The organism is Afipia sp. OHSU_II-C1 (genome assembly GCF_000497575.1).
Taxonomy (GTDB): Bacteria; Pseudomonadota; Alphaproteobacteria; order Rhizobiales; family Xanthobacteraceae; genus Afipia.
The window spans coordinates 157,527-182,644 of record NZ_APJI01000004.1; the positions used below are offsets into that span (position 1 = coordinate 157,527).

The following is a 25,118-nucleotide window of genomic DNA, read 5'->3' on the forward strand; positions in this document are numbered from 1 at the left end:
AATTCGCCGCAACGCAATGTTGAGGTGCTGCATTGGCAAGCCGTGACCGGGCGTCTACACTCTTGCGTGATACCGGTGCGGTGCTGCCGGAGAGGGGAAGCGCCAATCAGATCCACCAGTCAATCGACGGGTTATCGGGAGTTTACAGATGAGCATTTTTGGAAAGATCATGGGCGCTATTTTCGGCACCAAGGCCGAAGCGGCGGAGCCTGCCGGCGGTGCGGGATCGGCTGCGGGCGGCGGTGCCAGCGTGCCGATGGTCGATGTCGCGCCGATTCTCGACAAAGCCGTTGCTGCCAAGGGCGAAAAGCTCGAGTGGCGCACGTCGATCGTCGACCTGATGAAGGCTCTCGATATCGATTCAAGCCTTACCGCCCGCAAGGAACTCGCCAAGGAATTGAAGTACGACGGCGACACCAGCGACTCGGCCAAGATGAACATCTGGCTGCACAAGCAGGTCATGACCAAGCTTGCTGCGAACGGCGGCAAGCTGCCGGACGATCTGAAGCACTAATTCGGCCTTGAGCCGGATCTGAAAGGCCCGCCTTTGGCGGGCCTTTTTCGTTCCGACGCACACAGACGTCAGATGCGTGGGCTCTGTTCAAATAGATGTCGTCGGCATACAAAATACCAGCGCTCAAGTCGTTGTCCGCAAGCCTGAACGAACGGATGGCGGCTGCGCCAATGCCAACAACGAAAAGCAGGAAACGACCATGACCGAATTCAACCGCAGAAACATCCTGGCTGGCGGAGCTGCCGCCATTGCCGGGACGGCAGCACTTGGCGAGACCGCAAATGCCGAGATTGGCCTGAAGGCAGTGTTCCCTGTCGCACAGGCGACAATTCCCATCGTCGGCCTGAAGGAAGTTTTCCCGGTCCGCCGCATCTATTGCATCGGCCGCAATTACGCGGCGCATGCGCGCGAGATGGGATCGGATCCGACTCGTGAGCCGCCGTTCTTTTTCCAGAAGCCGACAGACGCGATCCAGAACGTCGCGATCGGAGCGGTTGGAGACCATCCGTATCCGCCGCTGACCAAGAACTATCACTATGAAGTCGAACTGGTGGCTGCATTGAAGTCGGGCGGGTCCAACATCTCGCCGGAGAAGGCGCTCGACTGCGTTTACGGTTATGCCCTGGGCCTCGACATGACGCGCCGCGATCTGCAGCGCGCGATGGGTGACCAGAAAAAACCGTGGGAGATCGGCAAGAGCTTCGATAATTCCGCCGTGCTTGGGCCGATCCATCCGGTGACCAAGACCGGTCATTTCACCAAGGGCGCGATCTCGCTCGCGGTGAACGGAACGGTGAAGCAAAGCTCCGATCTCAGCAACATGATCTGGAGCGTCGCGGAGCAGATATCGAAGCTGTCGGAAGCCTGCGAGCTGAAAGCAGGCGACATCGTCTATTCCGGCACGCCGGAGAATGTCGGACCGGTGGTGAAGGGCGACGTCATCCTCTGCAAGCTGGAGGGCTTGCCGGATATGTCGATCAAGATTGTCTGACGTTCGCCTGACTGGCGCGGTTGTCCGTTGAGCGCAGCAAAAGCCCGCCGGCTGGCGGGCTTTTGCTGGGAGCGTAGGAGTGGGTTAAGCCACAACGTCCGCGAACTCGGGATGCTTCTCCAGATAATCCACTACGAAACTGCAGCCTGCGACGGCCTTTAAGCCATCGGCGCGAATCTGTTCCAGCGCGCCCTGCACGAGCTTCGACGCAATGCCACGACCGCGCAAAGTCCGAGGTGTTTCGGTGTGGGTGATGATCACTTTCCCCGGTGCAAGCCGGTAGTCGGCAAATGCTGTGGCGCCATCTGCGTCGAGTTCGTAGCGGCTGAGGGCAGTGTTGTTGCGGACGATGCCTTGGTCCATGGAGCCTGCGTTCTGTTGTTGAGTGTGTCGCGGGAATTTACTTCAGGAGGTCGGCATATTCCTGATGCTTGCCGATGTAGGCCTTCACGAAGGGGCATTGGGCGACGACTTTCAGCCCGTCGGCGCGTACCTGATCGAGCGCACCTTTGATGAGCTGCGATCCGATGCCTCGGCCGCCAAGCGCCTCCGGTACTTCGGTATGGACGAAGGTGATTACGCCATTGGACAGTTCGTAGTAGGTCGCCGCGATATGTCCTTCGACATCGAGTTCATAGCGCTTTTTGGCGGGGTTATTCCGCACGGCATCGGTCATTTGTCTGTTTCCGTTTCAGGTGTCAGCGTCGGAGAGTCTATCAACATTTCATGCCAAGGCGAGCCGTCCGCCGCATCGCACAGTCGTCACCAGCGGGTAACAAAATCCGTCGCCGGGACCTTGCAAGGACCGGCGGGTTTCATACGTTTAGAATTGGACATACTCCGATGCGGCCGAATGGTCGTCTTCGAGTCGGAATGTGACGACGCCAGGCCGCCGACGTATGCCTCTTTTAATGGAGGTCTACATGTCTGGCTTTCGGTTTTTCAACACTCATCGCAAATGGGAAGATTGGTTCGGCATGCTGTTGGGCCTGCTGATCGTGCTGTCGCCCTGGCTCACGGGACAGGCAAACTACGGGTTTGGGACGTTGTCGGAGCCCGGATTCGCAATCCTGTGCACGGTGCTGGCCGGCGTTCTCGTGTTTGGCCTGGCCCAGATGGAGTACATCGCGCTCCAGCGCTGGGAGGAAGCGGGTGAGATGGTGCTCGGTCTCTGGCTGATCGCGGCACCGTATCTGCTCGGCTATTCGAGCGACGGCGTGCTCAGGTTCTGGCACACCGGTATTGGCGCCGTTGTGTTCCTGCTGGCGGCTCTGAAGCTCTGGCAGGATTGGGATCTGACGGACCAGGAACTCGCCAGGCACGGGCAATGATGCTGCCTGACGCGTTCGTGTCAGGATAACGCGGCCCATTCGCTGACTGAACGGCGCGCGGAGTGATCCGTGCGCCGCTTACTCCGCCGCCTCACCGGTATCGTGAATCTTTCCGGCGCGGCCCTTTTTTAAAACTGGCGCGAGGAATTTCCCGGTGTAACTGCGCGGTGCCTTGACGATGTCCTCCGGCGGTCCCCAAGCGACGATTTCTCCGCCGCCGTCACCGCCCTCCGGGCCAAGATCGATCACCCAGTCCGCGGTCTTGATGACCTCGAGATTGTGCTCGATGACGACCACCGTATTGCCTTGAGCGACCAGTTCGTGAAGCACTTCCAGCAGCTTTGCGACGTCATGGAAATGCAGTCCGGTCGTCGGCTCGTCGAGGATATAGAGCGTCCGCCCAGTCGCGCGCTTGCTGAGCTCCTTGGCGAGTTTGACGCGTTGCGCCTCGCCGCCTGAAAGCGTGGTCGCTTGCTGGCCGACATGGATGTAATCCAGACCGACGCGATGCAGGGTTTTGAACGTCTCGCGCACCCGTGGTACCGCCTTGAAGAACTCGGCGGCTTCTTCCACCGTCATATCCAGCACGTCGGCGATCGACTTACCCTTGAACAGGACTTCAAGGGTTTCGCGGTTGTAGCGCTTGCCCTTGCAGGTATCGCAAGTGACGTAGACATCCGGCAGGAAGTGCATCTCGATCTTGATGACGCCGTCGCCCTGACAGGCCTCGCAACGGCCGCCTTTCACGTTGAATGAGAAGCGACCCGGCTCGTAGCCGCGTGCCTTTGATTCCGGCAATCCGGCGAACCATTCGCGGATCGGTGTGAAGGCGCCGGTGTAGGTCGCCGGATTTGAACGCGGCGTCCGCCCGATCGGTGACTGGTCGATATCGATGATCTTGTCGATATGTTCGAGACCTTCGATGCGGTCATGCGGAGCAGGACCTTCCGAGGCATTGTTGAGCTTGCGGGCGATGGACTTGTAAAGTGTGTCGATCAGCAGAGTGGATTTGCCGCCGCCCGAGACACCGGTGACGCAGGTGAACAGCCCGAGCGGAATTTCCGCCGACACGTTCTTCAGATTGTTGCCGCGTGCGTTAATGACCTTGATGGTCCGGCGGTGATTGGGCGGCCGGCGCTCGGGTATCGGCACGTACATTTCGCCGGTGAGATACTTTCCGGTCATCGATTTCGGATTGCTCTTCACCTGCTGCGGCGTGCCCTGGGCGACGATGTTGCCGCCATGCATGCCGGCGCCGGGGCCGACGTCCACCACATAGTCCGCGGTTTCGATGGCATCCTCATCGTGCTCAACGACAATGACCGTGTTGCCGAGATCGCGCAGCCGACGCAACGTGTCGAGCAAGCGCGCGTTATCGCGCTGGTGCAGCCCGATCGATGGCTCGTCCAGCACGTAGAGCACGCCGGTCAGGCCGGAGCCGATCTGCGAGGCGAGGCGGATACGCTGGCTTTCGCCGCCCGACAGGGTCCCGGATGATCGCGACAGTGTAAGGTAGTTCAGGCCGACGTCGAGCAGGAACGATAGCCGCTCGCGGATTTCCTTGAGCACGCGCGTCGCGATCTCGTTCTGCTGCTTGTTCAACTGCTTGGGAACGTTCTCGAACCATTCCCCGGCGCGCAGAACCGAAAGCTCGGCGACTTCGCCGATATGCTTGCCGCCGATCTTGACGCAAAGCGCTTCCGGCTTCAGGCGATGACCGTGGCAAGCTTCGCACGGAACGTCGCTGAAGTATTTTCCGAGTTCCTCGCGCGCCCACTCGCTTTCGGTTTCGCGGAAGCGGCGCTCGATATTGGTGACCACGCCCTCGAACGGCTTTTTGGTGTCGTAGGACCGAACGCCATCTTCATACGAGAACTTGATCTCGTCATCGCCGGAGCCGAACAGAATCGCATCTTTCGTCTTCTTCGGCAGGTCCTTCCACTTGGTGTCGAGTGTGAACTTGTAGAACTTGCCCAGGGCTTGCAGTGTCTGGACATAATAAGGTGACGAGGACTTCGCCCATGGTGCGATCGCACCCTTGCGCAGCGTCAGTTCCTTGTCCGGGATCACCAGTTCGGCGTCGATATGCTGTTCGACACCAAGGCCGCCACATTTCGGGCAGGCACCGTAAGGATTGTTGAATGAGAACAGCCGAGGCTCGATTTCAGGGATCGTGAATCCGGAGACGGGGCAGGCGAACTTCTCCGAGAACAGAATCCGCTCCGGCCCGCTCTTGTCGTGAATCTTTGCGGTCTTCTTTTCCGCCTTCTTTTCGGACGCTGGCTCGCCTGCAGGCGCATCGGCGAACTCGACGACGGCAAGGCCTTCGGCGAGTTTCAGCGCGGTCTCGAACGATTCGGCGAGCCGCTGTGCTATGTCGGGCCGCACGACAATGCGGTCGACCACAACGTCGATGTCGTGGGGAAACTTCTTGTCGAGCGTCGGCGCGTCCGCCAACTCATAAAACTTGCCGTCGACCTTGATCCGCTGAAATCCCTTCTTGAGATATTCGGCAAATTCCTTGCGATACTCGCCCTTGCGGCCCTGAACGACCGGCGCCAGCAGGTAGAGCCGGGTGCCTTCGGGCAGCGCGAGTACGCGATCCACCATCTGCGACACGGTCTGGCTTTCGATCGGAAGTCCCGTCGCTGGCGAATAAGGAACGCCGACACGCGCCCACAGCAGGCGCATGTAGTCGTAGATCTCCGTAACCGTACCCACGGTCGATCGCGGATTCTTGGAGGTGGTTTTCTGTTCAATTGAAATGGCTGGCGACAGACCGTCGATCTGATCGACGTCCGGCTTCTGCATCATTTCCAGAAATTGGCGGGCATAGGCCGACAGCGATTCGACGTAGCGGCGCTGACCTTCGGCATAGATGGTGTCGAAGGCGAGGGACGATTTCCCGGACCCTGACAGGCCGGTGAAGACGACCAGCTTGTCGCGCGGAATCGCGAGGTCAATGTTCTTGAGATTGTGCTCGCGTGCGCCGCGAATCGTGATGGCCCGCGAGTTCGATCCGGTCGATTTGCGGTTTGCCTTGATGACTTCATCCATAGGGGGAATTCCGGTGCGCGTGGTGCGCAGCTAGAGCGCTGTCTCCGGAAAACGCGATGACCGTTCGCCGGTTTCTCATTCTCGATTAGATTCCTGCCCGCAGAACATAGTGAGAACGCGGCTGGATTTCCAGCCCTGTTCGCGATCCATCAACTGTTTGATGTCTGCTTGGGACTTCAGAGATATGGGGCGTGATTGGCAAACAAAAAGGCCGGCTCAAAAGCCGGCCTTTCCGTATTCCCGAGAGACTCAGGTGAAGCGAAGCTTAGTACTTCGCGACGACCGGGCCACCCCAGTTGAAGTGGTAGTTGACGCCAACCTTCACAGTGTGGAGGTCGTCCTTGTAGGACAGCGCGCCGAGGCCAGCGTTGGTGACAACGTTGGTGGTGTCGAAGTTGTAGTACTGGTACTCAACCTTCGCCGACCAGGCCGGGGCGAACATGTATTCGAGACCGCCACCAACGGTGTAGCCGGTCGAGTTGCGATCGGTCACAGCCGGCAGGAAGCCAGCGGTTGCAGCCAGGCCGCTGTCGTCACGGAACGCGACACCGCCCTTGGCGTAGATCAGGCCCGGACCCCAGGTGTAGCCGAGGCGGCCGGTAACCGAAGCGAGCCAGTCGGAACGATCACGGATCGAATCAGCGCCGACGGTGAAGTTGCGGTCGCTGTTCGACAGGCCCGAGATCTGGCCTTCGATACCGACAACCCAGTTCGGAGCGAACTGGTAGTCAGCGCCGATCTGGCCACCGCCGAGGAACGCAGCGTCGCGGCTCGAACCAGTCAGGCCGACGATGTTGGTTGCGAACCCGTCGTCACCACCGAAAGCGGCGCCGATGTGCGCACCGACGTAGATGCCGGTCCAGTTGTAGATCGGCGCGGCGTAAACCGGTGCCTTGGTGTAGGTGCGGGCCGGCAGGTCAGCGGCAACCGCCGAAGCAGTACCGAGGGCAACGAGTGCCACGGTGCCGAGCAAGAACTTCTTCATCTCATCTTCTCCAGTTTTAAGTCCGCCTCGATTTTTCGAAGCAGTTTTCCAAGGCGCGAACGCAATGGGATTTCGATTTCGTGGACGGAATATACCGGCTTCTCCCAAAAAAGCCGTCTCCGAAATGCAACAGTCGGACGGGAAGTGAAAGCTTCTAACGTAAGGAATTGTTTGGGATATTCGGCCTCCAGGTTCCACGATTTGATCACGTTTTCGTCACATTGTGCGGAACCCAAGGCCAGAATGTTTTGTCCTACAAAGGGTTGCTTTTGCGGGACCACTTGCATAAGAACAAAAAGAGTACGTATTATGTCTATGCGACAATACCGGTTGCGTGTGGATAACCGGCGTGGTGGCCGCATCCCGGGAGCGGGAGAGTATAGGGTCATTTGCAGAGCGGGCTTTCCCAAGGGTGGGGATTGTCGTCCCGCGTACATAAATCCTGACAGATTCGGCGCGCCCTATCGGTGCGCTAAAGTGGAGAACGGTAATGGCGGGAAGCGTCAATAAAGTCATTCTGGTTGGAAATCTCGGCGCCGACCCTGAAATCAAGCGCACACAGGACGGTCGCCCGATCGCCAATCTCAGCGTCGCGACCTCCGATACCTGGCGCGACAAAAACTCCGGCGAGCGGAAGGAAAAGACCGAGTGGCATCGAGTCGTGATCTTCAGTGAAGGTCTCTGCAAGATTGCCGAGCAGTATCTGAAGAAGGGCTCGAAGGTTTACATTGAGGGCCAGCTCCAGACCCGTAAATGGCAGGACAAGGACGGCAAGGATCGTTACTCGACGGAGGTCGTGCTTCAGAACTTCAACTCGACGCTGACGATGCTCGACGGCAAGAGCAGCGGCGGTTCGTTTGGAGCCGACGAGGGCGATTTCGGATCGTCGGGACCTTCGCGTTCTTCTTCTCCTCCGCGCCGCGTGGCTGCCGGCGGTGGCCGCAACGACGACATGAACGACGACATTCCGTTCTGAGCCGAAACGCTGCCAAGCTCGCGGAGCCGGTGCTCAAATCACCGTCTCCGCGATTGTGTGAATCCGCGCTGGATCAACGCCGTGCAGGAGCGCGGCGGCGTCGTCAAGCAATCGATGTAAGAAATAGCCGGCGATCCCTCGCGCCGACGGCCGCGCATGACATTGTCTCGGACTTATGTTAATGGTATTAACATTTGGTCGAGTGGCCGCGAAACCCATTCGGTCGGATCAACTCGTGTCGTGGGGGCAAGGATGGGCTTCGCGCCGTTACTCAATGCGCCTCTGGTCATTCAATTGCATGCGTTCGCCGCGATCGGCGCGCTTGTGCTGGGCCTCGTTCAGTTCTCGCTTCCGAAAGGCACCCAGCCTCATCGTACGATGGGATGGATCTGGGTCGCATTGATGGTGACTGTTGCGATCAGTTCGTTCTGGATACATGGCAAACAGATCAAGCTGGGCGAGCCGTGGAGCCCAATTCATCTGCTGTCAATCTTCAGCCTGATCATGCTTCCGCTCGGAATCTGGTTCGCTCACAGGCACCGTGTGAGGGGGCACCGGATCACCATGATCTCGATTTTCACCGGCGGACTCGTTATCGCCGGGCTGTTCACATTCGTCCCCGGACGTATCATGCACGCGGTCGCATTCGGTCAGTAGCGGCTGCCGAAACGTCCAATCTCAGGCGCTGAGAATCGGGAATTCACACGAGTTTTTGGGCGACTGTAAGGCATTGTAATTCCAACTGTTTTGGCGTCATTTTTAACGGCGAATGCGGTTGGCGTTGCGGTGCGAATTCGCCTATATAAAACGAGTATTTCACACTCAGGATTCGCACGTTGGCTGACCAAGAAGATCCGCCGTCCGGCCCACCCGAGACGGCCGATATCCGTCCCGTTTCGATCACGGATGAAATGAAGCGCTCTTACCTCGATTACGCGATGAGCGTGATCGTAGCGCGTGCGCTGCCGGATGCGCGTGACGGTCTGAAGCCGGTGCACCGGCGCATTCTCTACGCGATGTACGAGAATGGTTTCGAGTGGAATAAGCCGTACCGCAAATCGGCGCGAACCGTCGGTGACGTGATCGGTAAGTACCACCCGCACGGCGACCAGTCGGTCTACGACGCAATGGTGCGCATGGCGCAGGACTTTTCCATGCGCGTGCCGCTGATAGACGGACAGGGCAACTTCGGCTCGGTCGACGGCGATATGGCGGCCGCGATGCGTTACACCGAAGCGCGTCTGCAGAAGGTTGCGCATTCGCTGCTCGATGATATCGACAAGGATACTGTCGATTTTCAGCCGAACTACGACAGCTCCGAGCGCGAGCCGCGTGTTCTGCCGGCCAAATTTCCAAATCTGCTCGTCAACGGCGCCGGCGGCATCGCGGTCGGCATGGCGACCAACATTCCACCGCACAATCTCGGCGAAGTGATCGATGCGTGTATCGCGCTGATCAACGATCCCGCACTCGGTATCGACGATTTGATCAATATCGTTCCCGGACCGGATTTCCCGACCGGCGGCATTATTCTTGGCCGCCAGGGCATTCGCGCCGCGTACCATCTCGGACGCGGCTCCATCGTGATGCGCGGCAAGGTCGAAATCGAAGATGTCCGCAAGGACCGTCAGGCGATTGTCGTTTCGGAAATCCCGTATCAGGTGAACAAGGCGGGCATGGTCGAGCGTATCGCCGAACTGGTGCGCGAAAAGAAGATTGAAGGCATCGCCGATCTGCGTGACGAATCCGACCGCGACGGTTACCGCGTGGTCGTCGAGCTGAAGCGCGATGCGGTGCCGGAGGTGGTGCTAAACCAGCTCTACAAGTTCACACCGTTGCAGACCAACTTCGGAGCCAACATGGTGGCTCTGGATGGCGGACGTCCGCAGGTGATGAACCTGAAGGACCTGTTGACTGTTTTCATCGCGTTCCGCGAGAGCGTGGTTTCACGGCGTACCAAATTCCTGCTTGGCAAGGCACGCGACCGCGCTCACATCCTGGTCGGCTTGGCCATCGCTGTTGCCAATATCGACGAAGTCATCCGCGTCATCCGCACGTCTCCCGATCCGAATACGGCGCGCGAAACCCTGATGTCGCGCGACTGGCCGGCCAAGGATATGGCGACGATGATCACGCTGATCGACGATCCGCGCCATCGCGTGTCTGAAGACGGCACTGCGCGCCTGTCGCTGGAACAGGCAAAAGCGATCCTCGATCTGCGTCTGCAGCGTCTGACGGCACTTGGCCGCGAGGAAATCTCCGAAGAGCTGAACAAACTCGCGACAGAGATTGCCGACTATCTCGACATCCTGCGCTCTCGCGCGCGGATTCAATCTATCATCAAGGACGAACTCACCGCGGTGAAGGATGAGTTCGCCACCCCGCGCCGGACGAAGATCATCGATCAGGAAGGCGAAGTCGAGGACGAGGACCTGATCCAGCGCGAGGATATGGTCGTGACCGTCTCGCACGCGGGCTACGTCAAGCGCGTGCCGCTGTCGACCTATCGCGCGCAAAAGCGCGGCGGCAAGGGCCGCTCGGGAATGCAGACGCGCGACGAGGATTTCGTCAGCCGGCTGTTCATTGCCTCGACGCATACGCCGGTGCTGTTCTTCTCGTCCCGTGGGCAGGTCTACAAGGAGAAGGTCTGGCGTCTGCCGATGGCCGCGCCGAATTCGCGCGGCAAGGCGCTGATCAACATCCTGCCGCTGGAGCAGGGCGAACGCATCACGACCATCATGCCGCTGCCGGAAGATGAGTCGTCGTGGGGCAACCTCGACGTGATGTTCGCCACCACCGGCGGCAATGTCCGGCGCAACAAGCTGTCCGACTTCGTCGATGTGCGCCGCTCGGGCATCATCGCCATGAAGCTCGACGAGGGCGAGGCCATCGTCGACGTTCAGATTGCGACCGAAAACGATGACGTGCTGCTGACGGCGGCCGGCGGGCAGTGCATCCGCTTCCCGGTGACGGATGTGCGCGTGTTCAGCGGCCGCACTTCGATGGGTGTGCGCGGCATCGCCCTTGGCGACGGCGACAAGCTGATCTCTCTCACGATCTTGCGTCATATGGACGTTAACGCCGACGAGCGGGCCGCATACCTGAAGATGCGTCGGGCTGTCGCGGGCGAAACGGCGGCCGAAGAAAATGGCGAGACCGATACCGAAGAAACATCGGCGGCGGTGCAGCTCAGCCAGGATCGATATGCGCAGATGTCCGCTGCCGAACAGTTCGTCCTGACCATCAGCGAGAACGGCTACGGCAAGCGCAGTTCGTCGTTCGAGTATCGGACCACGGGCCGCGGTGGAAAGGGCATCGTCGCGATGTCCGTCAACAACCGCAATGGCAAGCTTGTGGCGTCCTTCCCGGTCGAGGACAGCGACCAGATCATGCTGGTGACAGACGCCGGACAGCTTATCCGCTGCCCGGTCGAGGGGATCCGCGTCGCCGGACGTTCGACGCAGGGTGTGATCGTGTTCGATACCGCCGAGGACGAACACGTGGTGTCGGTTGAGCACATCACCGAGGACGAGTCCGAGAACGGCGGTTAGAGTCTGATCCCGGCCCATCGGGCCGGGATTGTGACCTAAATCTCGATCTCGGTTCCGAACTCGACGACCTGCTTGGTGGGAACGCCGAAGAACGCCGCCGTGCGTTCCGCATTCCGCTGGAGAAATGCGAACACCGTCTCCCGCCACACCCACATGCCTGCAATTTTCTCGCTGGGGATGATGGTCTCGCGGCCGATATAATAGGTGATGTTGTTGAGATCGATACCTGGAAGCTTGCCCTGGGCACAGGCGAGCTGAAGTCCCTCCAGGATGACCGGGTACTGCATGAATCCGAAATGCAGAATCACCCGCGTGATGCCTTCGATGATCTCGATCACTTCGACCCTGTCGTCGTCAGGGATGCGCGGCGCTTCCGCAATCAGGACGGTCACGAGGAGGACGCGTTGATGCAGCACGTGATTGTGTTTCACGAACTGCGTCAGCGCGAGCGGGACACCTTTCGGGGCTGAGGCTAGAAACACCGCGGTTCCCGGAAGCCGCGCGTGGCATTTGCTCACCGCGGTTTCGATCAGGTCCTCTTCGGGCTGGCGCAGCGCGCCTCGTGCGGCCTCGACGAGCTTCACGCCACTACGCCATGTCAGCATCAGGAACGCGATGACGGCCGCTATCAGCAGCGGGAACCAGCCGCCGTCTAAAAGTTTGGCAAAGTTCGCGGCGAAGAAGATGCAGTCGATCACGAGGAAGAATCCGTTGACCGCGATGACAACCACCGGCGGATAACCCCATTGAAGGGCGACAAGCGCTGCCAGCAGCGTTGTAATCGCCATCAGAAGCGACACGGCGACGCCGTAGGCGCCCGCGAGAGCATCCGACGTGCCGAAGCCGATGACGGCTCCGAGCGTTCCTGCGGCGAGAAGCCAGTTGATCAGCGGAACGTAGATCTGGCCTTTTTCATCGCTCGCCGTATGCTGGATATGCATACGGGGCAGGAATCCCAGTTGAATGGCTTGCTGGGTCAGGGAGAATACACCTGTGATGATCGCCTGAGATGCAATCACCGTGGCGAGGGTGGCGAACGCCACAAGCGGATAATGCGCCCAGTCGGGGGCGAGCTGGTAGAACGGGTTTTCAAGTGCCCCGCGATCGGTGATGAGCAGCGCCGCCTGGCCGAAGTAGTTGAGGACCAGCGCCGGCAGCGCAATCGTGAACCACGCGAACCGGATCGGCGAGCGGCCGAAGTGACCCATATCGGCATACATGGCCTCGCCGCCTGTCACGGCGAGAAACGCCGCGCCAAGGATCGCAAACGAGATGTGGAAATTCTGACTGAGCAGAAACGTCACCGCGTATGTCGGACTCAGGGCTGCCAGGACGTCGGGATTTTTGGCGATGCCGTGAATGCCGAGCAATGCAAGGACGATGAACCAGATCAGCATGAACGGCCCGAATATCCCGCCGATGAATCCCGTGCCCTTGCGCTGCATCAGGAAAACACCGATCAGGATCGCGACGGTGATCGGCACCACGGCGTGGGCGAGCGATGGTGCGTCGACCTTCAATCCCTCCACCGCGCTAAGAACCGAGATTGCGGGCGTAATGGCGCCGTCTCCATACAACAGCGCCGCGCCGATCAATCCGATGATGAGCAAATTCGCACGCCATGTTCCGGATTGCGCGTTGCGGGCATGAAGAAGCGCCAGAAGCGCGACGATGCCGCCTTCGCCGCGATTGTCTGCCCGCATGATCAGCATGGCGTATTTGAACGAGATGATGAGGATCAGTGCCCAGAAGATCAGCGAGACCACGCCGAGGATCGCTTCGTTGGTGAGGACGCCGCCGTTATGAGTTGCCGCCTTCGCGGCTTCCTTCAGGGCATAAAGCGGGCTGGTCCCGATATCGCCATAGACGACACCGAGAGCTCCGACCATCGCGGTTACTGGAAGTCCGGGGCTGCGGACTGAAGCTGCGGCATGTACGGCAGTCACTTGCTACCCCCGTCGCCTCGTGAGCATCCCGAACGGACGCATGTCCGTAGTCTGCTACCGCGAGAGGGAAATTGCCATGGCCGCCGAGCGGATTTTGTTGGTGGGCGCAGCAACGCCGCGCCCTAGGCGAAGGTGAATGGGGGGATAACGCGGGGGATTACTTGCGGTCTGTTGTCACGACCCGGACCGGCTGGACACCGCTTTTCCAATTGCTGCGATGCAGGCATGCTGCGTCCATGGTCGGCCAGTGCTGTGCGGCGCAAGGCACGCTGACCGTCCGGATCGGGAGCCGGTCCGCCTTTGCGAGCGCCTGCGGCACGCTCGCCTCCACCGGAGGCGCGAAGCTTGGCAGGATTGTCATGGCGGCTGCAACGAAAGCCGCGATCGTCACTGCTGAGAGTGCCTTGACCATGGTCCGTCCCCTGTGATGCCGGCCTTGGCGGGCCGTTCGAAGGGATGACGCGCAGCAGCGGGTAAAAGTTCACGAGATCTTAAAATTTTTGACGCTGAAACCCGCGTTATCGAGGGGAACCGGCCAGCTTGCGGCGGTCGCCGGGCCGGGTTAGGAGGGGACATGTCCCGTATTGCGCTTTATCCGGGGTCGTTCGACCCCGTCACCAATGGCCATTTGGATGTCGTGCGGCAGGCCTGCAGCCTGGTCGACCGGCTGGTAGTGGCGATCGGCATCCACCCCGGCAAGGCTCCGCTGTTTCCAGTCGAGGAACGGCAGGACATGATCCGCGAGGTGTTCGCTCCGATCGCGGCAAGCGCCAAATGCGAGATCGATTGCGTTACATTCAGCGATTTGACCGTGACCGCGGCCCAGCGGGCAGGGGCGACGATCCTGATCCGTGGCCTGCGGGATGGCACGGATCTGGACTACGAGATGCAGATCGCCGGCATGAACCAGACGCTGATGCCCGAAATCCGCACCGTTTTCCTGCCAGCATCCGCCACCGTCCGCCCGATCACTGCCACACTGGTGCGTCAGATCGCAGGGATGGGCGGAGACGTCTCCCATTTCGTACCCAAGGCGGTCGCCGCGCGCCTGAAAACAAGATTTGCCGGCAAATAACTTCCTCTGATCCGGAGTTCTCATGATCCGCATCCTTGCCGTTCTCGCGGCTATTGTTCTTGCAACGCCAGCTTTTTCGCAGGCGCTTCCGGCTGGTCTCGACAAGGCCAACACCATTGTTATCGACACCACAAAGGGGCGGGTGATCGTCAAGCTGCGCACCGATCTGGCCCCGCAGCATGCCGAGCGCATCAAACAGCTTGCCCGCGACGGCTACTACAACAACGTGCCGTTCCATCGGGTGATCGAGGGCTTCATGGCTCAGACCGGCGACGGCCAGCGTTTCAATGGCACCGGCGGATCGAAGTATCCGAACCTTCCGGCGGAGTTCTCCAACGTGCCGTTCAAGCGCGGCATTGTCGGCATGGCGCGCTCGAGCGAACCGAATTCGGCCAATTCGCAGTTCTTCATCATGTTCGCCGACGGCAGCTTTCTGAACGGCAAGTATACGGTCGTCGGCGAAGTCGTCTCCGGCATGGACGTCGTGGACAAGATCAAGCGCGGCGAGCCGGTTCAGGACCCTGACAAGATGGTGAAAGTGCAGGTCGCTTCCGACATCAAGTAACCAACCTCAGGCGGCCCGCGGCCTACCGGCCATAGCGGGCCTCCCAATCTGCAAAGGAAATATCATGGCAGACAATGAAAACACGTTGATCCTGGAGACGACGCAGGGGCCGGTCACGATCGAGATGCGTCCCGATCTCGCGCCGGGTCATGTCGCCCGCATCAAGGAACTGGTGCGCGAGGGATTCTATGACGGCATCGTGTTCCACCGCGTTATCGAGGGATTCATGGCGCAAACCGGCTGTCCACAGGGTACCGGCACCGGCGGCTCCGGCAAGAAGCTGAAAGCCGAGTTCAACAAGGAGCCGCATGTGCGCGGCACCGCATCGATGGCGCGCGCTGCCAACCCGGATTCGGGTGATAGCCAGTTCTTCATCTGCTTCGACGATGCAGCTTTCCTCAACGGCCAGTACACTGTGTGGGGCAAGGTGACCTCGGGCATGGAGAACGTCGACAAGATCAAGCGCGGAGAACCCGTGCAGAATCCCGACAAGATCATCAAGGCGCACATGGCGGCTGACGCCGCCTGATCGCCGCTGTAGTCTGGCTTGCGAACGGATGGCCGGGCATGTCCCGGCCATCGACATTTGAGCATCATGCGTACTGATCTTTTCGATTTCGACCTTCCGGAAGGCAACATCGCGCTGCGGCCTGTCAGCCCGCGCGATGCGGCACGCATGCTCGTGGTGAAGCCGAACCAGCCGCTGACGGATTCCACGGTTTCCGATTTGCCGCTGTTTCTGCAACCGGGCGATCAGCTTGTGGTCAACGATACCAAGGTCATTCCCGCCCAACTGACCGGCCGTCGCATCGGTCGCGAAACCGAGCCGAAGATCGAAGCGACCTTGATCAAGCGCCTCGACGGCTCTCGCTGGCAGGCACTGGTGAAGCCGGCGAAGAAACTCACTCCGGGTGATGCCATCCGCTTCGGCAACGAAGGCCGGGTTTGCCTGCTCGGAAATCTGGACGCACAGGTCGAGAGCAAGGGCGAGAACGGCGAAGTGACGCTGGCATTCTCGTTTCACGGACCAGTTCTGGATCAGGCGATTGCGGACGTGGGCGCGCCGCCGCTGCCGCCGTATATCGCCTCGCGGCGCATGCCTGATGAGCGAGACAACACCGACTATCAGACCATGTTTGCGGTCAGCGAAGGCGCGGTCGCTGCGCCAACAGCGGGGCTGCATTTCACGCCTGCGCTCGAGGCTGCCTTACGTAATCGCGGCATCGGTCTGCATCGGGTGACGCTGCATGTGGGAGCAGGGACGTTCCTGCCGGTGAAATCTGACGACACCGACGGCCACAGGATGCATGCCGAGTGGGGCACCGTATCTGGCGAGACCGCTGCCGCACTTAACGAGGCCCGCACCAGGGGTGGCCGTATCGTCGCCGTCGGGACGACATCGTTGCGGCTGCTGGAAAGCGCTGCTGCGGATGACGGCACTATCCAGCCGTTCTCCGATGACACCGCGATTTTCATCACGCCGGGCTATCGCTTCAAGGCCGTGGACATTCTGATGACCAACTTTCACCTGCCGCGGTCGACCCTATTCATGCTGGTTTCGGCCTTCAGCGGGCTGGAGACCATGCAGAAAGCCTACGCTCATGCCATTGAGACCCGCTATCGCTTCTATTCGTATGGCGATGCGTCCCTGTTGTTTCGCAAATCAACCTGACCGATAAACTCGCTCATGAGCGTTCCCAATCATTTCAAGCTTCTCGGCCGCGATGGCGAAGCGCGGACCGGCGAACTCACGACCCCGCACGGGGTGGTGCGCACGCCTGCGTTCATGCCCGTCGGCACCGCTGGCGCGATGAAAAGCATCCACTGGCGCGATATTCGCGATACTGGCGCCGATATCGTTCTCGGTAACACCTATCACCTGATGCTGCGGCCAGGCGCCGAGCGTATTGCTGCGTTAGGCGGGTTGCAGGCATTCACCACATGGAATGGCCCGATGCTCACCGACTCCGGTGGCTTCCAGGTCATGTCGCTCGCCAAGATCCGCAAGGTTACCGAACAGGCGGTGACGTTCAGCTCGCACATCGACGGCACCAAAGTGGAGTTGTCGCCCGAGCGTGCCATCGAAGTGCAGCGGCTGCTCGGCTCGGATATCGCCATGCAGCTCGATGAATGCGTCAGGCTTCCGGCAGAACGCGCCGAGATCGAACGCGCCATGCAACTGTCGCTCCGCTGGGGAGAGCGCAGCAAGCGCGCGTTTGAGACCGCGCCGCCCGGCTACATGCTGTTTGGAATTTCGCAAGGCGGAGATGTTCCGGACCTGCGCCGCGAAAGCACCCGCGCCTTGATTGACATCGGCTTCCACGGCTACGCCATCGGCGGTCTCGCCGTGGGCGAGCCGCAGGAGGTCATGCTGGCGATGATCGAGGAGGTCGCGCCACTCCTGCCGCAGGAGCGTCCGCGCTACCTGATGGGTGTCGGGACACCGGACGATATGCTTGAGGCGGTTGCGCGGGGCATCGACATGTTCGACTGCGTGATGCCGACGCGCAACGGCCGCCACGGCCATGTGTTCACGCGATTTGGCGTCATCAACCTGCGTAATGCCCGCCACGCCGACGATCCTCGTCCGCTGGACGAGGAAAGCGGCTGGCGTTCGACAAGCGGCTATTCAAGGGCTTACCTGCACCACCTCGTGAAGTCCGAGGAGGCGCTGGGCGCGATGCTGTTGTCCGAGATCAACGTCGCGTACTATCAAAGCCTGATGAGCGGCGCCCGCGCCGCAATTGCTGCCGGGACATTCGACGATTACCGCGCGTCAGTTCGTGCAGGATGGGCGCGGGGCGATATCGTGCCGCGCTGAGAGTTGCGTTCAGTTACAGACGATTTTCGATGAATAGTTTGAGTGCTTCGTGACGAAGCCATAGCCGCAATTGTCGCAAGTCCAGAGATAGCTGATGACATTGTCGGCAAGAAACGCGGACGCTTCTGCGGCGACCATCGAGTCCGCGCAGATCGTGCAGATCGGCCGGTCAGTGATACGGGGCGGCAGGCGTGACGGTTTGGTCGACAGAAGTTCAGCAAGTGCTGGCATCGTGACCTCCCTTCCGGGTTCGAGCTCGCGCGGAATATACTCATGCAAGTTTGAAGTTGTCGCAACACAAATACGTTCCTTTTGCGAAATACCGTTTTTGCGATGCAATGCCGGTCGGGAACATCATTGCTCTTGCGCGCACGGTCGCGACCGCCATTAATGGCGAAGCCTTTCGTTTTGCGTAGCTTTCTCTCATGGTGCGGATGGATCGATCAGGAGGACCGGGGCATGGATACCAAGTCAAACCCAAACGCTTCACAGACACGTCAGCCCGGGCGCGGACGCATCTACGACAGCATCGTTGATGCATTTGGCGATACACCGATCGTCCGTCTTCATCGTCTGCCGGAACAGAATGGAGTAAAGGCGAAAATTCTCGCCAAACTTGAATATTTCAATCCTGCCGCCAGCGTGAAGGACCGCATTGGTGCGGCGATGATCGTCGCGATGGAGAAGGCTGGCGTCATCAATCAGGATACCGTGCTGATTGAACCGACCTCCGGCAACACGGGTATTGCGCTGGCGTTCGTCGCTGCGTCGCGCGGTTACCGGCTGAAATTGGTTATGCCGGAATCGATGTCGATTGAACGGCGCAAGATGCTGGCGTTTCTGGGTGCAGAAATCGTCCTGACACCGGCTGCACAAGGCATGAAAGGCGCGATTGCGACCGCGGAAGACCTTGTCCGCAATACGCCCAATTCGGTGATGCCACAGCAATTCAAGAATCTGGCCAATCCGGACGTTCACCGCCGCACCACAGCTGAGGAAATCTGGAACGATACCCATGGCGATATCGATGTGTTTGTCGCCGGTGTCGGCACAGGCGGCACGATCACCGGCGTGGGGCAGGTTCTGAAGCCGCGAAAGCCGTCGCTGCGGATCGTCGCTGTCGAGCCGGTGGAAAGCCCGGTGTTGTCCGGGGGGCAGCACTCGCCTCACAAGATTCAAGGCATCGGCGCAGGATTCGTGCCTGATATCCTCGATCGGTCGGTGATCGACGAGATTGTCAAGGTGGACAGTGCAACGGCCATTGCGACTTCGCGCGCACTTGCACGTGTGGAAGGCATTCCGGGCGGCATCTCGTCGGGGGCAGCTATTGCGGCAGCGCTCGAACTCGGCAAGCGGCCCGAAAATGCGGGCAAGACCATTCTGGCGGTCATCCCATCATTTTCGGAACGCTATTTGTCTACGGCGCTGTTTGAGGGAGTTTAACGATGGCTTCTCCTCCACGGCGGCCCCGCACGCTGAGCGATGCAAAGACGGAAGCTGAGGCGGCGTTCAAGTCCGTCACCACCAAGGTGCCGGAAGCCGCTCCAAAGAAAGCTGCCATTCCAGGCGTGAGGGAGCTTGTCTCACTCAGGATCGATCAGGACGTCCTTGAGCATTTCCAGGAGGGTGGTCCGGGTTGGCAGGACCGCATCAATGCCGCCTTGAGGAAGGCGGCAGGGATGTGCGAATAGCTCACGCCACGCGATTGACGCGCGCGGCTTCCTTCTGTGCATCGAAATCGCGCCGCCGCCGGGCAAGCTCTTCCGGCGACATGCGCTCGACATTGTTGTAGTCGAGCTTCCATGAAGCATCTGCGCTCCAGCGCAGTGGCGATTGCACAGTGGTCTGCGGACCCGGTGCGCTTTCGAGCACCTTCAGCGCCAGTTCCAGCGTGAGCGCCTGGGACGACAGGTCGTGCGGTCTGCCGGCGGAGTTACCCAGCGGGAAGTCACTGAACAGGAACCGCGGCACGGCAGCGTGCTCGACGATGTCCTTGGCGCATCCCATCACTGCGGTTGAAATTCCATTGGCCTCGAGGTGCCGGGCAACCAAAGCCGTGGTCTGGTGGCACACGGGACAATTGGGGACCAGCACGACGGCATCGACGTTGTCGGCCTTGCATCGCGCCAGGATATCCGGCGCGTCGGTGTCGACCGTGACGCGGTGGCTGCGATTGGTCGGCGCGCCGAAGAAGCGCGGCGCGACGTCACCGATCCGGCCTTCGCGGGCAAGCCGGTGGAACTGCTCCAGCGGAAACCAGGTGTTCATATCGGTTGCGGACGTATGCACGCGATCGTAGGCGATGTGGGAAATGCGCAGGTCGTGCTGCTTCCCGCTGTCGCCATCATAGACTTGATAGAACTTCGCACTGCCGTTGTAGGCCGCCCCCGGTCCCTGATCGCCCTTCGTCGGATCAAAACGGGCCGCCGTGGTGACGATGGCAACCCGCGATTGCGCCAGGGGCTTCGTCAGCGGCTGAAAGGGAGCGTCGACGTTGTGCGCCCAGCGGTAGGGCGTGTCGTAGCCAATGGCCAGATAGTAGTCGCGCGTCCGCTGCATGTACGGCACCGGCACGTCGAATTCCTGGACGGTGTTCTCGGGGGCCGCAGGCGAATCCGTCATGGCGCATGTCCTCGAAATCTGGAGAAGTAGGCGTAGCAGATGCGCTTCGCCTCAGCCATATTCTAGGGAACCATGCCGGTCATTCCGGCAGCGCAGGCAAGGAAACCAGCGATGGCCGGAAAGAAGAAAAAGGGCGACGCCACCGACAAGGGCAAACGGAAAGGGCGCCTGGATCCCACCAGGAACGCGCCGTTCAAGGTCGATCCTGATAGTGATGATTTCGCGACGCCGAGGATCGATCTCAGCGAAGATGAATTGAAAGAGCAGGAAGACCGCAGGTCCTGATGGCTCCCTCTACAGGCCGCTCAAATCCGTAGGGACGCTGCCAAACGCTTTCAGCACCATGGCGTCCTTGAAGTCACCCGTCATTGGGTTACCGGAGCGAGTGAAGGCGACCGCGCCGATAATTCCGGAGGTGCGTGACAGCGTCTCGGCCCGCCGAATCGCCGTTGACGCGCTCTGGAACTCCTCGGCGGTCCCGGTCACAACGGACCCTTCGTCGTCCTCAGTGAACGGAAGGGCTACATAATAGGATATATCGGCCATCCAAGCCTCCCGCAGTGAGAACTCACTATGTTCTCTTTTTGTTCATGTGTCAATTGTCGTTCTCAAGCCGGGATTTTTAAACTTTGGCGGTGAATTCCACAGGTTGAACAAGGATGCCGGCCTGCACTTGACCCACATCCACCCGCCACCTACACACCGCGACACGTGAGCGCGTAGCTCAGGCGGTAGAGCACGTGACTTTTAATCATGGGGTCGAGGGTTCGAGTCCCTCCGCGCTCACCATGGTGCCCTGTCAAACCGCATCCTTGCGGCTACAATCGGCTAGGATTCGCATTGTGGGATGAGCCGGCGATGCTGGCTTGGGAGCGAAAAGGGCCAACAAGAATGTATTTCGTCGCCGGTATCCTGGTTGCTCTCTCGGGGCTCTTCTACGCAGCTGACCACGGCCAGCTCGGCCGGTTTGGAAAGACGATGTGCAATTACAGCGATACGTTTTGCCAGCATCCCGTCTATGTTCTGGTCGGAGCGGGAATAGCCGCAGCATGGGGCGCATTCGTCAGCATTAAATAGCTGACGACATTTCCGCGCACTAGGTCGCAGCAATCACTTGATATCAGGACGGACGTCCGACGTGACCGGCTGTTGAACCGTCATGTTCGTTGGCGTTGTTTCCCGGCGAAGACCGATCAGTTCCGCAGCACGCACTGTTGATGAACTCCAGAAGCCAAAGGCGTTGATGCGCGAGTTCTCGAGGATCGCGATCGCGACAGCCGACAGGAACGGCAGGCTCTGGAGCACGAGCACGCCGGCGAAGATGTTGATCTCGCGAACTTCCTTCTGGTTGAACGCAACCAGCACAATGGCGCCGATGATGAGGAGGATGCCGATCACGGCTTCCCAGAACGCCTGAAACTCCACCGACATGCGGGACAGGCCGCCCTTGGAGGTGCGCGCGAACGGGAGGTGGTCGGTGATCAGGCCGTTGGCGACGGCGCGCGACACAGTCCACTGCACCGACATTGCCGCAACCATTGCGCCCAGCATCTGGCCGACCTTCACCGGCACACGCAGCCTGTAGAGTGTCAGGAAGTGCGCCAGCGAGACGATGAATGCCGCGATGATCGGCAGGGTCAGGATCTTGTCGGGAATGGCGATGTCGGCGAATGATACGATCGGCACCCAGATCAGGTTGAGGATCGCAACGACCACGCCGAGGCTTTCCGCGCCGAGCCAGTTCAGCCAGCCGAGTGCAAACTCGCGCTTCTGATCGGGCGAAAGCCTGCTCGCATTGGGCAGGAACCGGCGCCAGTGCTTCTTGACGATCTGGAAGCCGCCATAGGCCCAGCGGTGACGTTGCTTCTTGAAGGCCTCGTAGGTGTCCGGCAGCAGGCCATACCCGTAGCGCCTGTTGGTGTAGTGCGTCAGCCAGCCGTGCTCGATGATCGCAAGACCGAGATCGGTGTCTTCGCAGATCGTGTCACCTGCCCAGCCGCCCGCCATGTCCATCGCCGCACGGCGGATCAGGCACATCGTGCCATGGACGATAATGGCGTTGGCTTCGTTCCGCTGCACCATGCCGATGTCGAAGAATCCGGCATATTCGCCGTTCATGGCGTAGTGCATCAGCGAGCGGTCGCCGTCACGATGTTCCTGCGGAGCCTGCACGAGACCCACGCGCGGATCGACGAAAGCCGGGACCAGATCCTTGAGCCAGTCCGGCGTGACAACATAGTCGGCGTCGATGATGCCGATGATTTCCGCGTCCGGGGCCGTGCGCTCCATGGCGATCCGCAGCGCACCGGCCTTGAAGCCCTGCACCTTCTCGGCGTTGATGAAGATGAAGCGCTCGCCGAGAGCGCGGCAGTGGTCCTGGATCGGCTGCCAGAACGCCGGATCGGGCGTGTTGTTGATGATCACCACGCATTCGAAATTCGGATAATCGAGCCGGGACACCGCATCGAGCGTCAGCTTCAGCATCTCAGGCGGTTCGAAATACGCAGGCACGTGAATCGAGACTTTTGGTGCGTAACCTTCAGGCGGAGCGGGGACAGCCGCCGAGATCAGGCGCGAAGGCTTGCGCCCGAAAGCAATGGTCGCGATCTCTTCGATCCGGGCCATCGCAATCAGGACCAGCGGTATGAGCAGAATGAGGCCCAAGGTCAGCGCAAAGGCCGAGCCGAAGACGAAGTAGTGCATGTTCCAGTAGGCGAACACAGTTGCGAACCATGCGCCCACTCCGTTTGCCGCAGCGGCCAGCATGATGGCTTGCATCACGGTTGGATGGGCCAGGCGCAGGATCGGCAGCGACAGCAGGACGCCGATCAGCAGGGCTATTCCTGCAATTTTCCAGTAATCCGGATCGACGATGGGGCCGGTCCATGCGAATTTTGGCTCGCGTGATGCATTAAGAACGCCCCAGTAAGGTCCAACGCCGCCTTCGAAAAATTTCCAAGGCTGATCGATCGCTTCGACGATGTTGTAGTCCATCCCGATGGCCTCAGCGCGGGTCACGAAGTTCCGCAGCACGGAGGCCTGTTCAAATGGGCCGGGGTTGGCGTTCTTGAGATTGTAGCCCGCGCTTGGCCAGCCGAACTCGGCGATCACGATGCGCTTGCCGGGAAAGGTATCCCGCAGCAGGCCATAGATATACATCGCCTGATCGACAGCCTGTTTGTCGGTGAAGTTTTCCCAGTACGGCAGGATGTGCGCGGCGATGAAATCGACCGCCGAGGCCAATTGCGGATTGTCGCGCCAGATGTTCCAGATTTCGCCAGTCGTAACAGGGACATTAGTCTGTTTTTTGACGCGCTGGATCAGCTCGATGAGGTCTTCGACCTTCTGTTCGCCGCGGTAGATGGTTTCATTGCCGACGACTATGCCGATGACGTTGCTGTTTCGCTTGGCGAGTTCGAGGGCAGCGACGATTTCGCGTTCGTTTCGCTCTGCGTTCTTGTCGATCCAGGCGCCGACCGTGACCTTGAGGCCGAATTCGGCGGCAATCGGGGGAACCAGCTCAACGCCGCCCGTCGACGAGTACAGGCGGATGGCCTTGGTCATCGTCGCGAGTTTCTTGAGGTCGGCGCGGATTTTTTCCTTGTTAGGAATGTTGTCGACGTCCGGGTGTCCTGCGCCTTCGAACGGGGCGTAGGACAAGCTGGGCAACATTCCGTTGAAGTCGGGTGCCTTCTGCTCATCCCTCAGGAGGCCCCAGATGGCCGCGTGGACAGCAGTAACGCAGAGGAGGACAGCAACGATGGCGCGCATCAAGGAAAACCATACGGGGCCGAACGTGGCAGGATCGCGAACCTGTCCCCTCGGTTCGTCAGCGTTGATGGCAGCTTATCTATGCTGCGCGGCTTAACAACTCATACGGCGACATGGCCTTTTGAGGGCGTAGCCGAGACCGTATGAATACCCAATGAATACGGGATCGGCTCGTTCCTGTTCCGCCAGCGCTTCGGCGCTTACTTGGCCGGTGTTGCCGGAGCAGGCGCCGCCGCGGGTGCTGGCGGTGTCGCTGCCGCGGGTGCAGCAGCCGGGGGCTGTGGCGCAGCGGCTGCCTGTGGTTGGGCCGCCGGATTGATCCAGCACGCGTGCACACGGCCGTTGAGGGTCTCAGCGACCTTGGGGTCGATCGTGGCGCCGAACCTCACGACACAGCGGAAAGTCGCCTGGATGTGCCCTCCAGGGCAGCCGAAGCGCTCATAGAGGTCGAGGTGACGGAACGCCGTGTCGAGGTCGTCGCGCCACATCAACCCGACCACCCGCCGTCCAAGCCAGACACATTCCGGGTTTCCGGCAGGACCGTTAATCGCCTGGGCCGCCTCGACGAACTCGTCGGCCTTGCGCTTGCTTTCCTTGGCTGCGTCGGCCGGGGCCGCCTGTTTGGGGGCCGTGTCCTGGGCCCGGAGGTCACCGCTTTGAGCGATTGCAGCCCCGATCCCGACAAACAAAGCAAGGGCCGGAACGGCGACTCGCTGAAAAACCGCAACTCGAAACCCGGTACGTACCCGAAGCATGAAATCCCCGATTGATGGCGTGCCGGCCGCCGCGCGCCGCCCACACAGATGCCCTGCCAATGCGGCAGAAGATTGCCTCTACCGCAACTGCCTGATTCACATGAAGGACATTTATGTTTTTGTCCAGCAAGCCGGAAGTTTGATGCCCCCGTAATGAA

The 25,118-nt window shown here is 60.2% G+C and carries 26 protein-coding genes and 1 tRNA gene; 16 read left to right on the forward strand and 11 right to left on the reverse strand.

Features of this window, described 5'->3' with window-relative positions:
* The first annotated feature begins 148 nt into the window (after positions 1-148).
* Positions 149-514: a DUF3597 domain-containing protein gene (locus I554_RS0102800; RefSeq protein ID WP_024577659.1), complete on the forward strand. Its 366-nt coding sequence runs from the start codon at positions 149-151 to the stop codon at positions 512-514.
* 199 nt (positions 515-713) lie between these two features.
* A complete protein-coding gene (locus I554_RS0102805; protein WP_024577658.1) occupies positions 714-1,505 on the forward strand; it encodes a fumarylacetoacetate hydrolase family protein in 792 nt (263 codons plus the stop codon).
* Positions 1,506-1,589: 84 nt separating this feature from the next.
* On the opposite strand, the gene I554_RS0102810 is transcribed toward I554_RS0102805, so the two are convergent.
* Positions 1,590-1,868 carry a GNAT family N-acetyltransferase gene (locus I554_RS0102810; RefSeq protein WP_029659791.1) on the reverse strand — a complete coding sequence of 93 codons (279 nt, stop codon included), beginning with the start codon at positions 1,866-1,868 and terminating at the stop codon, positions 1,590-1,592.
* Between the two features lie 37 nt (positions 1,869-1,905).
* Positions 1,906-2,181 carry a GNAT family N-acetyltransferase gene (locus tag I554_RS0102815; RefSeq protein WP_024577656.1) on the reverse strand — a complete coding sequence of 92 codons (276 nt, stop codon included), beginning with the start codon at positions 2,179-2,181 and terminating at the stop codon, positions 1,906-1,908.
* Between the two features lie 247 nt (positions 2,182-2,428).
* Here I554_RS0102815 and I554_RS0102820 point away from each other — a divergent pair, with 247 nt between their 5' ends.
* Entirely contained in the window at positions 2,429-2,836 is a 408-nt protein-coding gene (locus I554_RS0102820) for an SPW repeat protein (protein ID WP_024577655.1), read from the forward strand.
* Positions 2,837-2,914: 78 nt separating this feature from the next.
* Here I554_RS0102820 and uvrA read toward each other — a convergent pair whose 3' ends face one another.
* Both uvrA and I554_RS0102830 read right to left on the reverse strand, forming a co-directional pair.
* Positions 2,915-5,893 (reverse strand): excinuclease ABC subunit UvrA, encoded by a 2,979-nt coding sequence (uvrA, locus tag I554_RS0102825; protein WP_024577654.1) that lies wholly within the window; start codon positions 5,891-5,893, stop codon positions 2,915-2,917.
* Positions 5,894-6,158: 265 nt separating this feature from the next.
* Positions 6,159-6,878 carry an outer membrane beta-barrel protein gene (locus I554_RS0102830; protein ID WP_024578157.1) on the reverse strand — a complete coding sequence of 240 codons (720 nt, stop codon included), beginning with the start codon at positions 6,876-6,878 and terminating at the stop codon, positions 6,159-6,161.
* Positions 6,879-7,368: 490 nt separating this feature from the next.
* On the opposite strand from I554_RS0102830, the gene I554_RS0102840 reads away from it, so the two are divergent.
* From I554_RS0102840 to gyrA, 3 genes are all read left to right on the forward strand, one after another.
* Positions 7,369-7,854, forward strand: a complete 486-nt coding sequence (locus tag I554_RS0102840) for a single-stranded DNA-binding protein (protein ID WP_024578035.1) — start codon at positions 7,369-7,371, stop codon at positions 7,852-7,854.
* A gap of 252 nt (positions 7,855-8,106) precedes the next feature.
* Positions 8,107-8,511 (forward strand): DUF2306 domain-containing protein, encoded by a 405-nt coding sequence (locus I554_RS0102845; RefSeq protein ID WP_024578034.1) that lies wholly within the window; start codon positions 8,107-8,109, stop codon positions 8,509-8,511.
* A gap of 179 nt (positions 8,512-8,690) precedes the next feature.
* Complete coding sequence (gyrA, locus tag I554_RS0102850; protein WP_024578033.1) at positions 8,691-11,405, forward strand: DNA gyrase subunit A; 2,715 nt, start codon at positions 8,691-8,693, stop codon at positions 11,403-11,405.
* A 35-nt stretch (positions 11,406-11,440) separates the two neighbouring features.
* On the opposite strand, the gene I554_RS0102855 is transcribed toward gyrA, so the two are convergent.
* The gene (locus I554_RS0102855) at positions 11,441-13,294 is read right to left on the reverse strand and encodes a KUP/HAK/KT family potassium transporter (RefSeq protein ID WP_152527611.1); all 1,854 of its coding nucleotides are present in this window, start codon (positions 13,292-13,294) and stop codon (positions 11,441-11,443) included.
* A 214-nt stretch (positions 13,295-13,508) separates the two neighbouring features.
* A complete protein-coding gene (locus I554_RS0102860; protein WP_024578031.1) occupies positions 13,509-13,763 on the reverse strand; it encodes a hypothetical protein in 255 nt (84 codons plus the stop codon).
* A gap of 162 nt (positions 13,764-13,925) precedes the next feature.
* On the opposite strand from I554_RS0102860, the gene coaD reads away from it, so the two are divergent.
* From coaD to tgt, 5 genes are all read left to right on the forward strand, one after another.
* Positions 13,926-14,426 carry a pantetheine-phosphate adenylyltransferase gene (gene coaD, locus I554_RS0102865; RefSeq protein WP_024578030.1) on the forward strand — a complete coding sequence of 167 codons (501 nt, stop codon included), beginning with the start codon at positions 13,926-13,928 and terminating at the stop codon, positions 14,424-14,426.
* 22 nt (positions 14,427-14,448) lie between these two features.
* Positions 14,449-14,991, forward strand: coding sequence for a peptidylprolyl isomerase (locus tag I554_RS0102870; protein ID WP_024578029.1), 543 nt, complete (start codon positions 14,449-14,451; stop codon positions 14,989-14,991).
* A 64-nt stretch (positions 14,992-15,055) separates the two neighbouring features.
* Positions 15,056-15,520 carry a peptidylprolyl isomerase gene (locus tag I554_RS0102875; protein WP_019197051.1) on the forward strand — a complete coding sequence of 155 codons (465 nt, stop codon included), beginning with the start codon at positions 15,056-15,058 and terminating at the stop codon, positions 15,518-15,520.
* Positions 15,521-15,586: 66 nt separating this feature from the next.
* The gene (queA, locus tag I554_RS0102880; protein ID WP_024578028.1) at positions 15,587-16,663 is read left to right on the forward strand and encodes a tRNA preQ1(34) S-adenosylmethionine ribosyltransferase-isomerase QueA; all 1,077 of its coding nucleotides are present in this window, start codon (positions 15,587-15,589) and stop codon (positions 16,661-16,663) included.
* A 15-nt stretch (positions 16,664-16,678) separates the two neighbouring features.
* Positions 16,679-17,812 carry a tRNA guanosine(34) transglycosylase Tgt gene (gene tgt / locus I554_RS0102885; RefSeq protein ID WP_024578027.1) on the forward strand — a complete coding sequence of 378 codons (1,134 nt, stop codon included), beginning with the start codon at positions 16,679-16,681 and terminating at the stop codon, positions 17,810-17,812.
* Positions 17,813-17,821: 9 nt separating this feature from the next.
* On the opposite strand, the gene I554_RS0102890 is transcribed toward tgt, so the two are convergent.
* On the reverse strand, positions 17,822-18,043 hold the full coding sequence (locus I554_RS0102890) for a hypothetical protein (RefSeq protein WP_024578026.1): 222 nt from the start codon (positions 18,041-18,043) through the stop codon (positions 17,822-17,824).
* Positions 18,044-18,271: 228 nt separating this feature from the next.
* Here I554_RS0102890 and cysK point away from each other — a divergent pair, with 228 nt between their 5' ends.
* Positions 18,272-19,255: a cysteine synthase A gene (gene cysK / locus I554_RS0102895; protein ID WP_024578025.1), complete on the forward strand. Its 984-nt coding sequence runs from the start codon at positions 18,272-18,274 to the stop codon at positions 19,253-19,255.
* A 2-nt stretch (positions 19,256-19,257) separates the two neighbouring features.
* Positions 19,258-19,503: a BrnA antitoxin family protein gene (locus tag I554_RS0102900; protein WP_024578024.1), complete on the forward strand. Its 246-nt coding sequence runs from the start codon at positions 19,258-19,260 to the stop codon at positions 19,501-19,503.
* Between the two features lies 1 nt (position 19,504).
* Here the strand turns inward: I554_RS0102900 and I554_RS0102905 are convergent, their stop codons facing one another.
* Positions 19,505-20,434 carry a glycine/sarcosine/betaine reductase selenoprotein B family protein gene (locus I554_RS0102905; protein ID WP_024578023.1) on the reverse strand — a complete coding sequence of 310 codons (930 nt, stop codon included), beginning with the start codon at positions 20,432-20,434 and terminating at the stop codon, positions 19,505-19,507.
* A 72-nt stretch (positions 20,435-20,506) separates the two neighbouring features.
* Between I554_RS0102905 and I554_RS27155 the strand changes: the two genes are divergently transcribed.
* A complete protein-coding gene (locus I554_RS27155) occupies positions 20,507-20,719 on the forward strand; it encodes a hypothetical protein (protein ID WP_034461691.1) in 213 nt (70 codons plus the stop codon).
* 9 nt (positions 20,720-20,728) lie between these two features.
* On the opposite strand, the gene I554_RS0102915 is transcribed toward I554_RS27155, so the two are convergent.
* The gene (locus I554_RS0102915; RefSeq protein ID WP_024578022.1) at positions 20,729-20,980 is read right to left on the reverse strand and encodes a hypothetical protein; all 252 of its coding nucleotides are present in this window, start codon (positions 20,978-20,980) and stop codon (positions 20,729-20,731) included.
* A 167-nt stretch (positions 20,981-21,147) separates the two neighbouring features.
* On the opposite strand from I554_RS0102915, the gene I554_RS0102920 reads away from it, so the two are divergent.
* Both I554_RS0102920 and I554_RS0102925 read left to right on the forward strand, forming a co-directional pair.
* Positions 21,148-21,223 (forward strand) — tRNA-Lys (locus I554_RS0102920).
* Between the two features lie 102 nt (positions 21,224-21,325).
* The gene (locus I554_RS0102925; RefSeq protein WP_024578021.1) at positions 21,326-21,511 is read left to right on the forward strand and encodes a hypothetical protein; all 186 of its coding nucleotides are present in this window, start codon (positions 21,326-21,328) and stop codon (positions 21,509-21,511) included.
* Between the two features lie 33 nt (positions 21,512-21,544).
* Here I554_RS0102925 and I554_RS0102930 read toward each other — a convergent pair whose 3' ends face one another.
* Together I554_RS0102930 and I554_RS0102935 are read right to left on the reverse strand one after the other, a co-directional pair.
* Complete coding sequence (locus I554_RS0102930; RefSeq protein WP_024578020.1) at positions 21,545-24,205, reverse strand: glycosyltransferase; 2,661 nt, start codon at positions 24,203-24,205, stop codon at positions 21,545-21,547.
* A 200-nt stretch (positions 24,206-24,405) separates the two neighbouring features.
* Complete coding sequence (locus I554_RS0102935; protein WP_024578019.1) at positions 24,406-24,960, reverse strand: hypothetical protein; 555 nt, start codon at positions 24,958-24,960, stop codon at positions 24,406-24,408.
* Positions 24,961-25,118 lie beyond the last annotated feature (158 nt).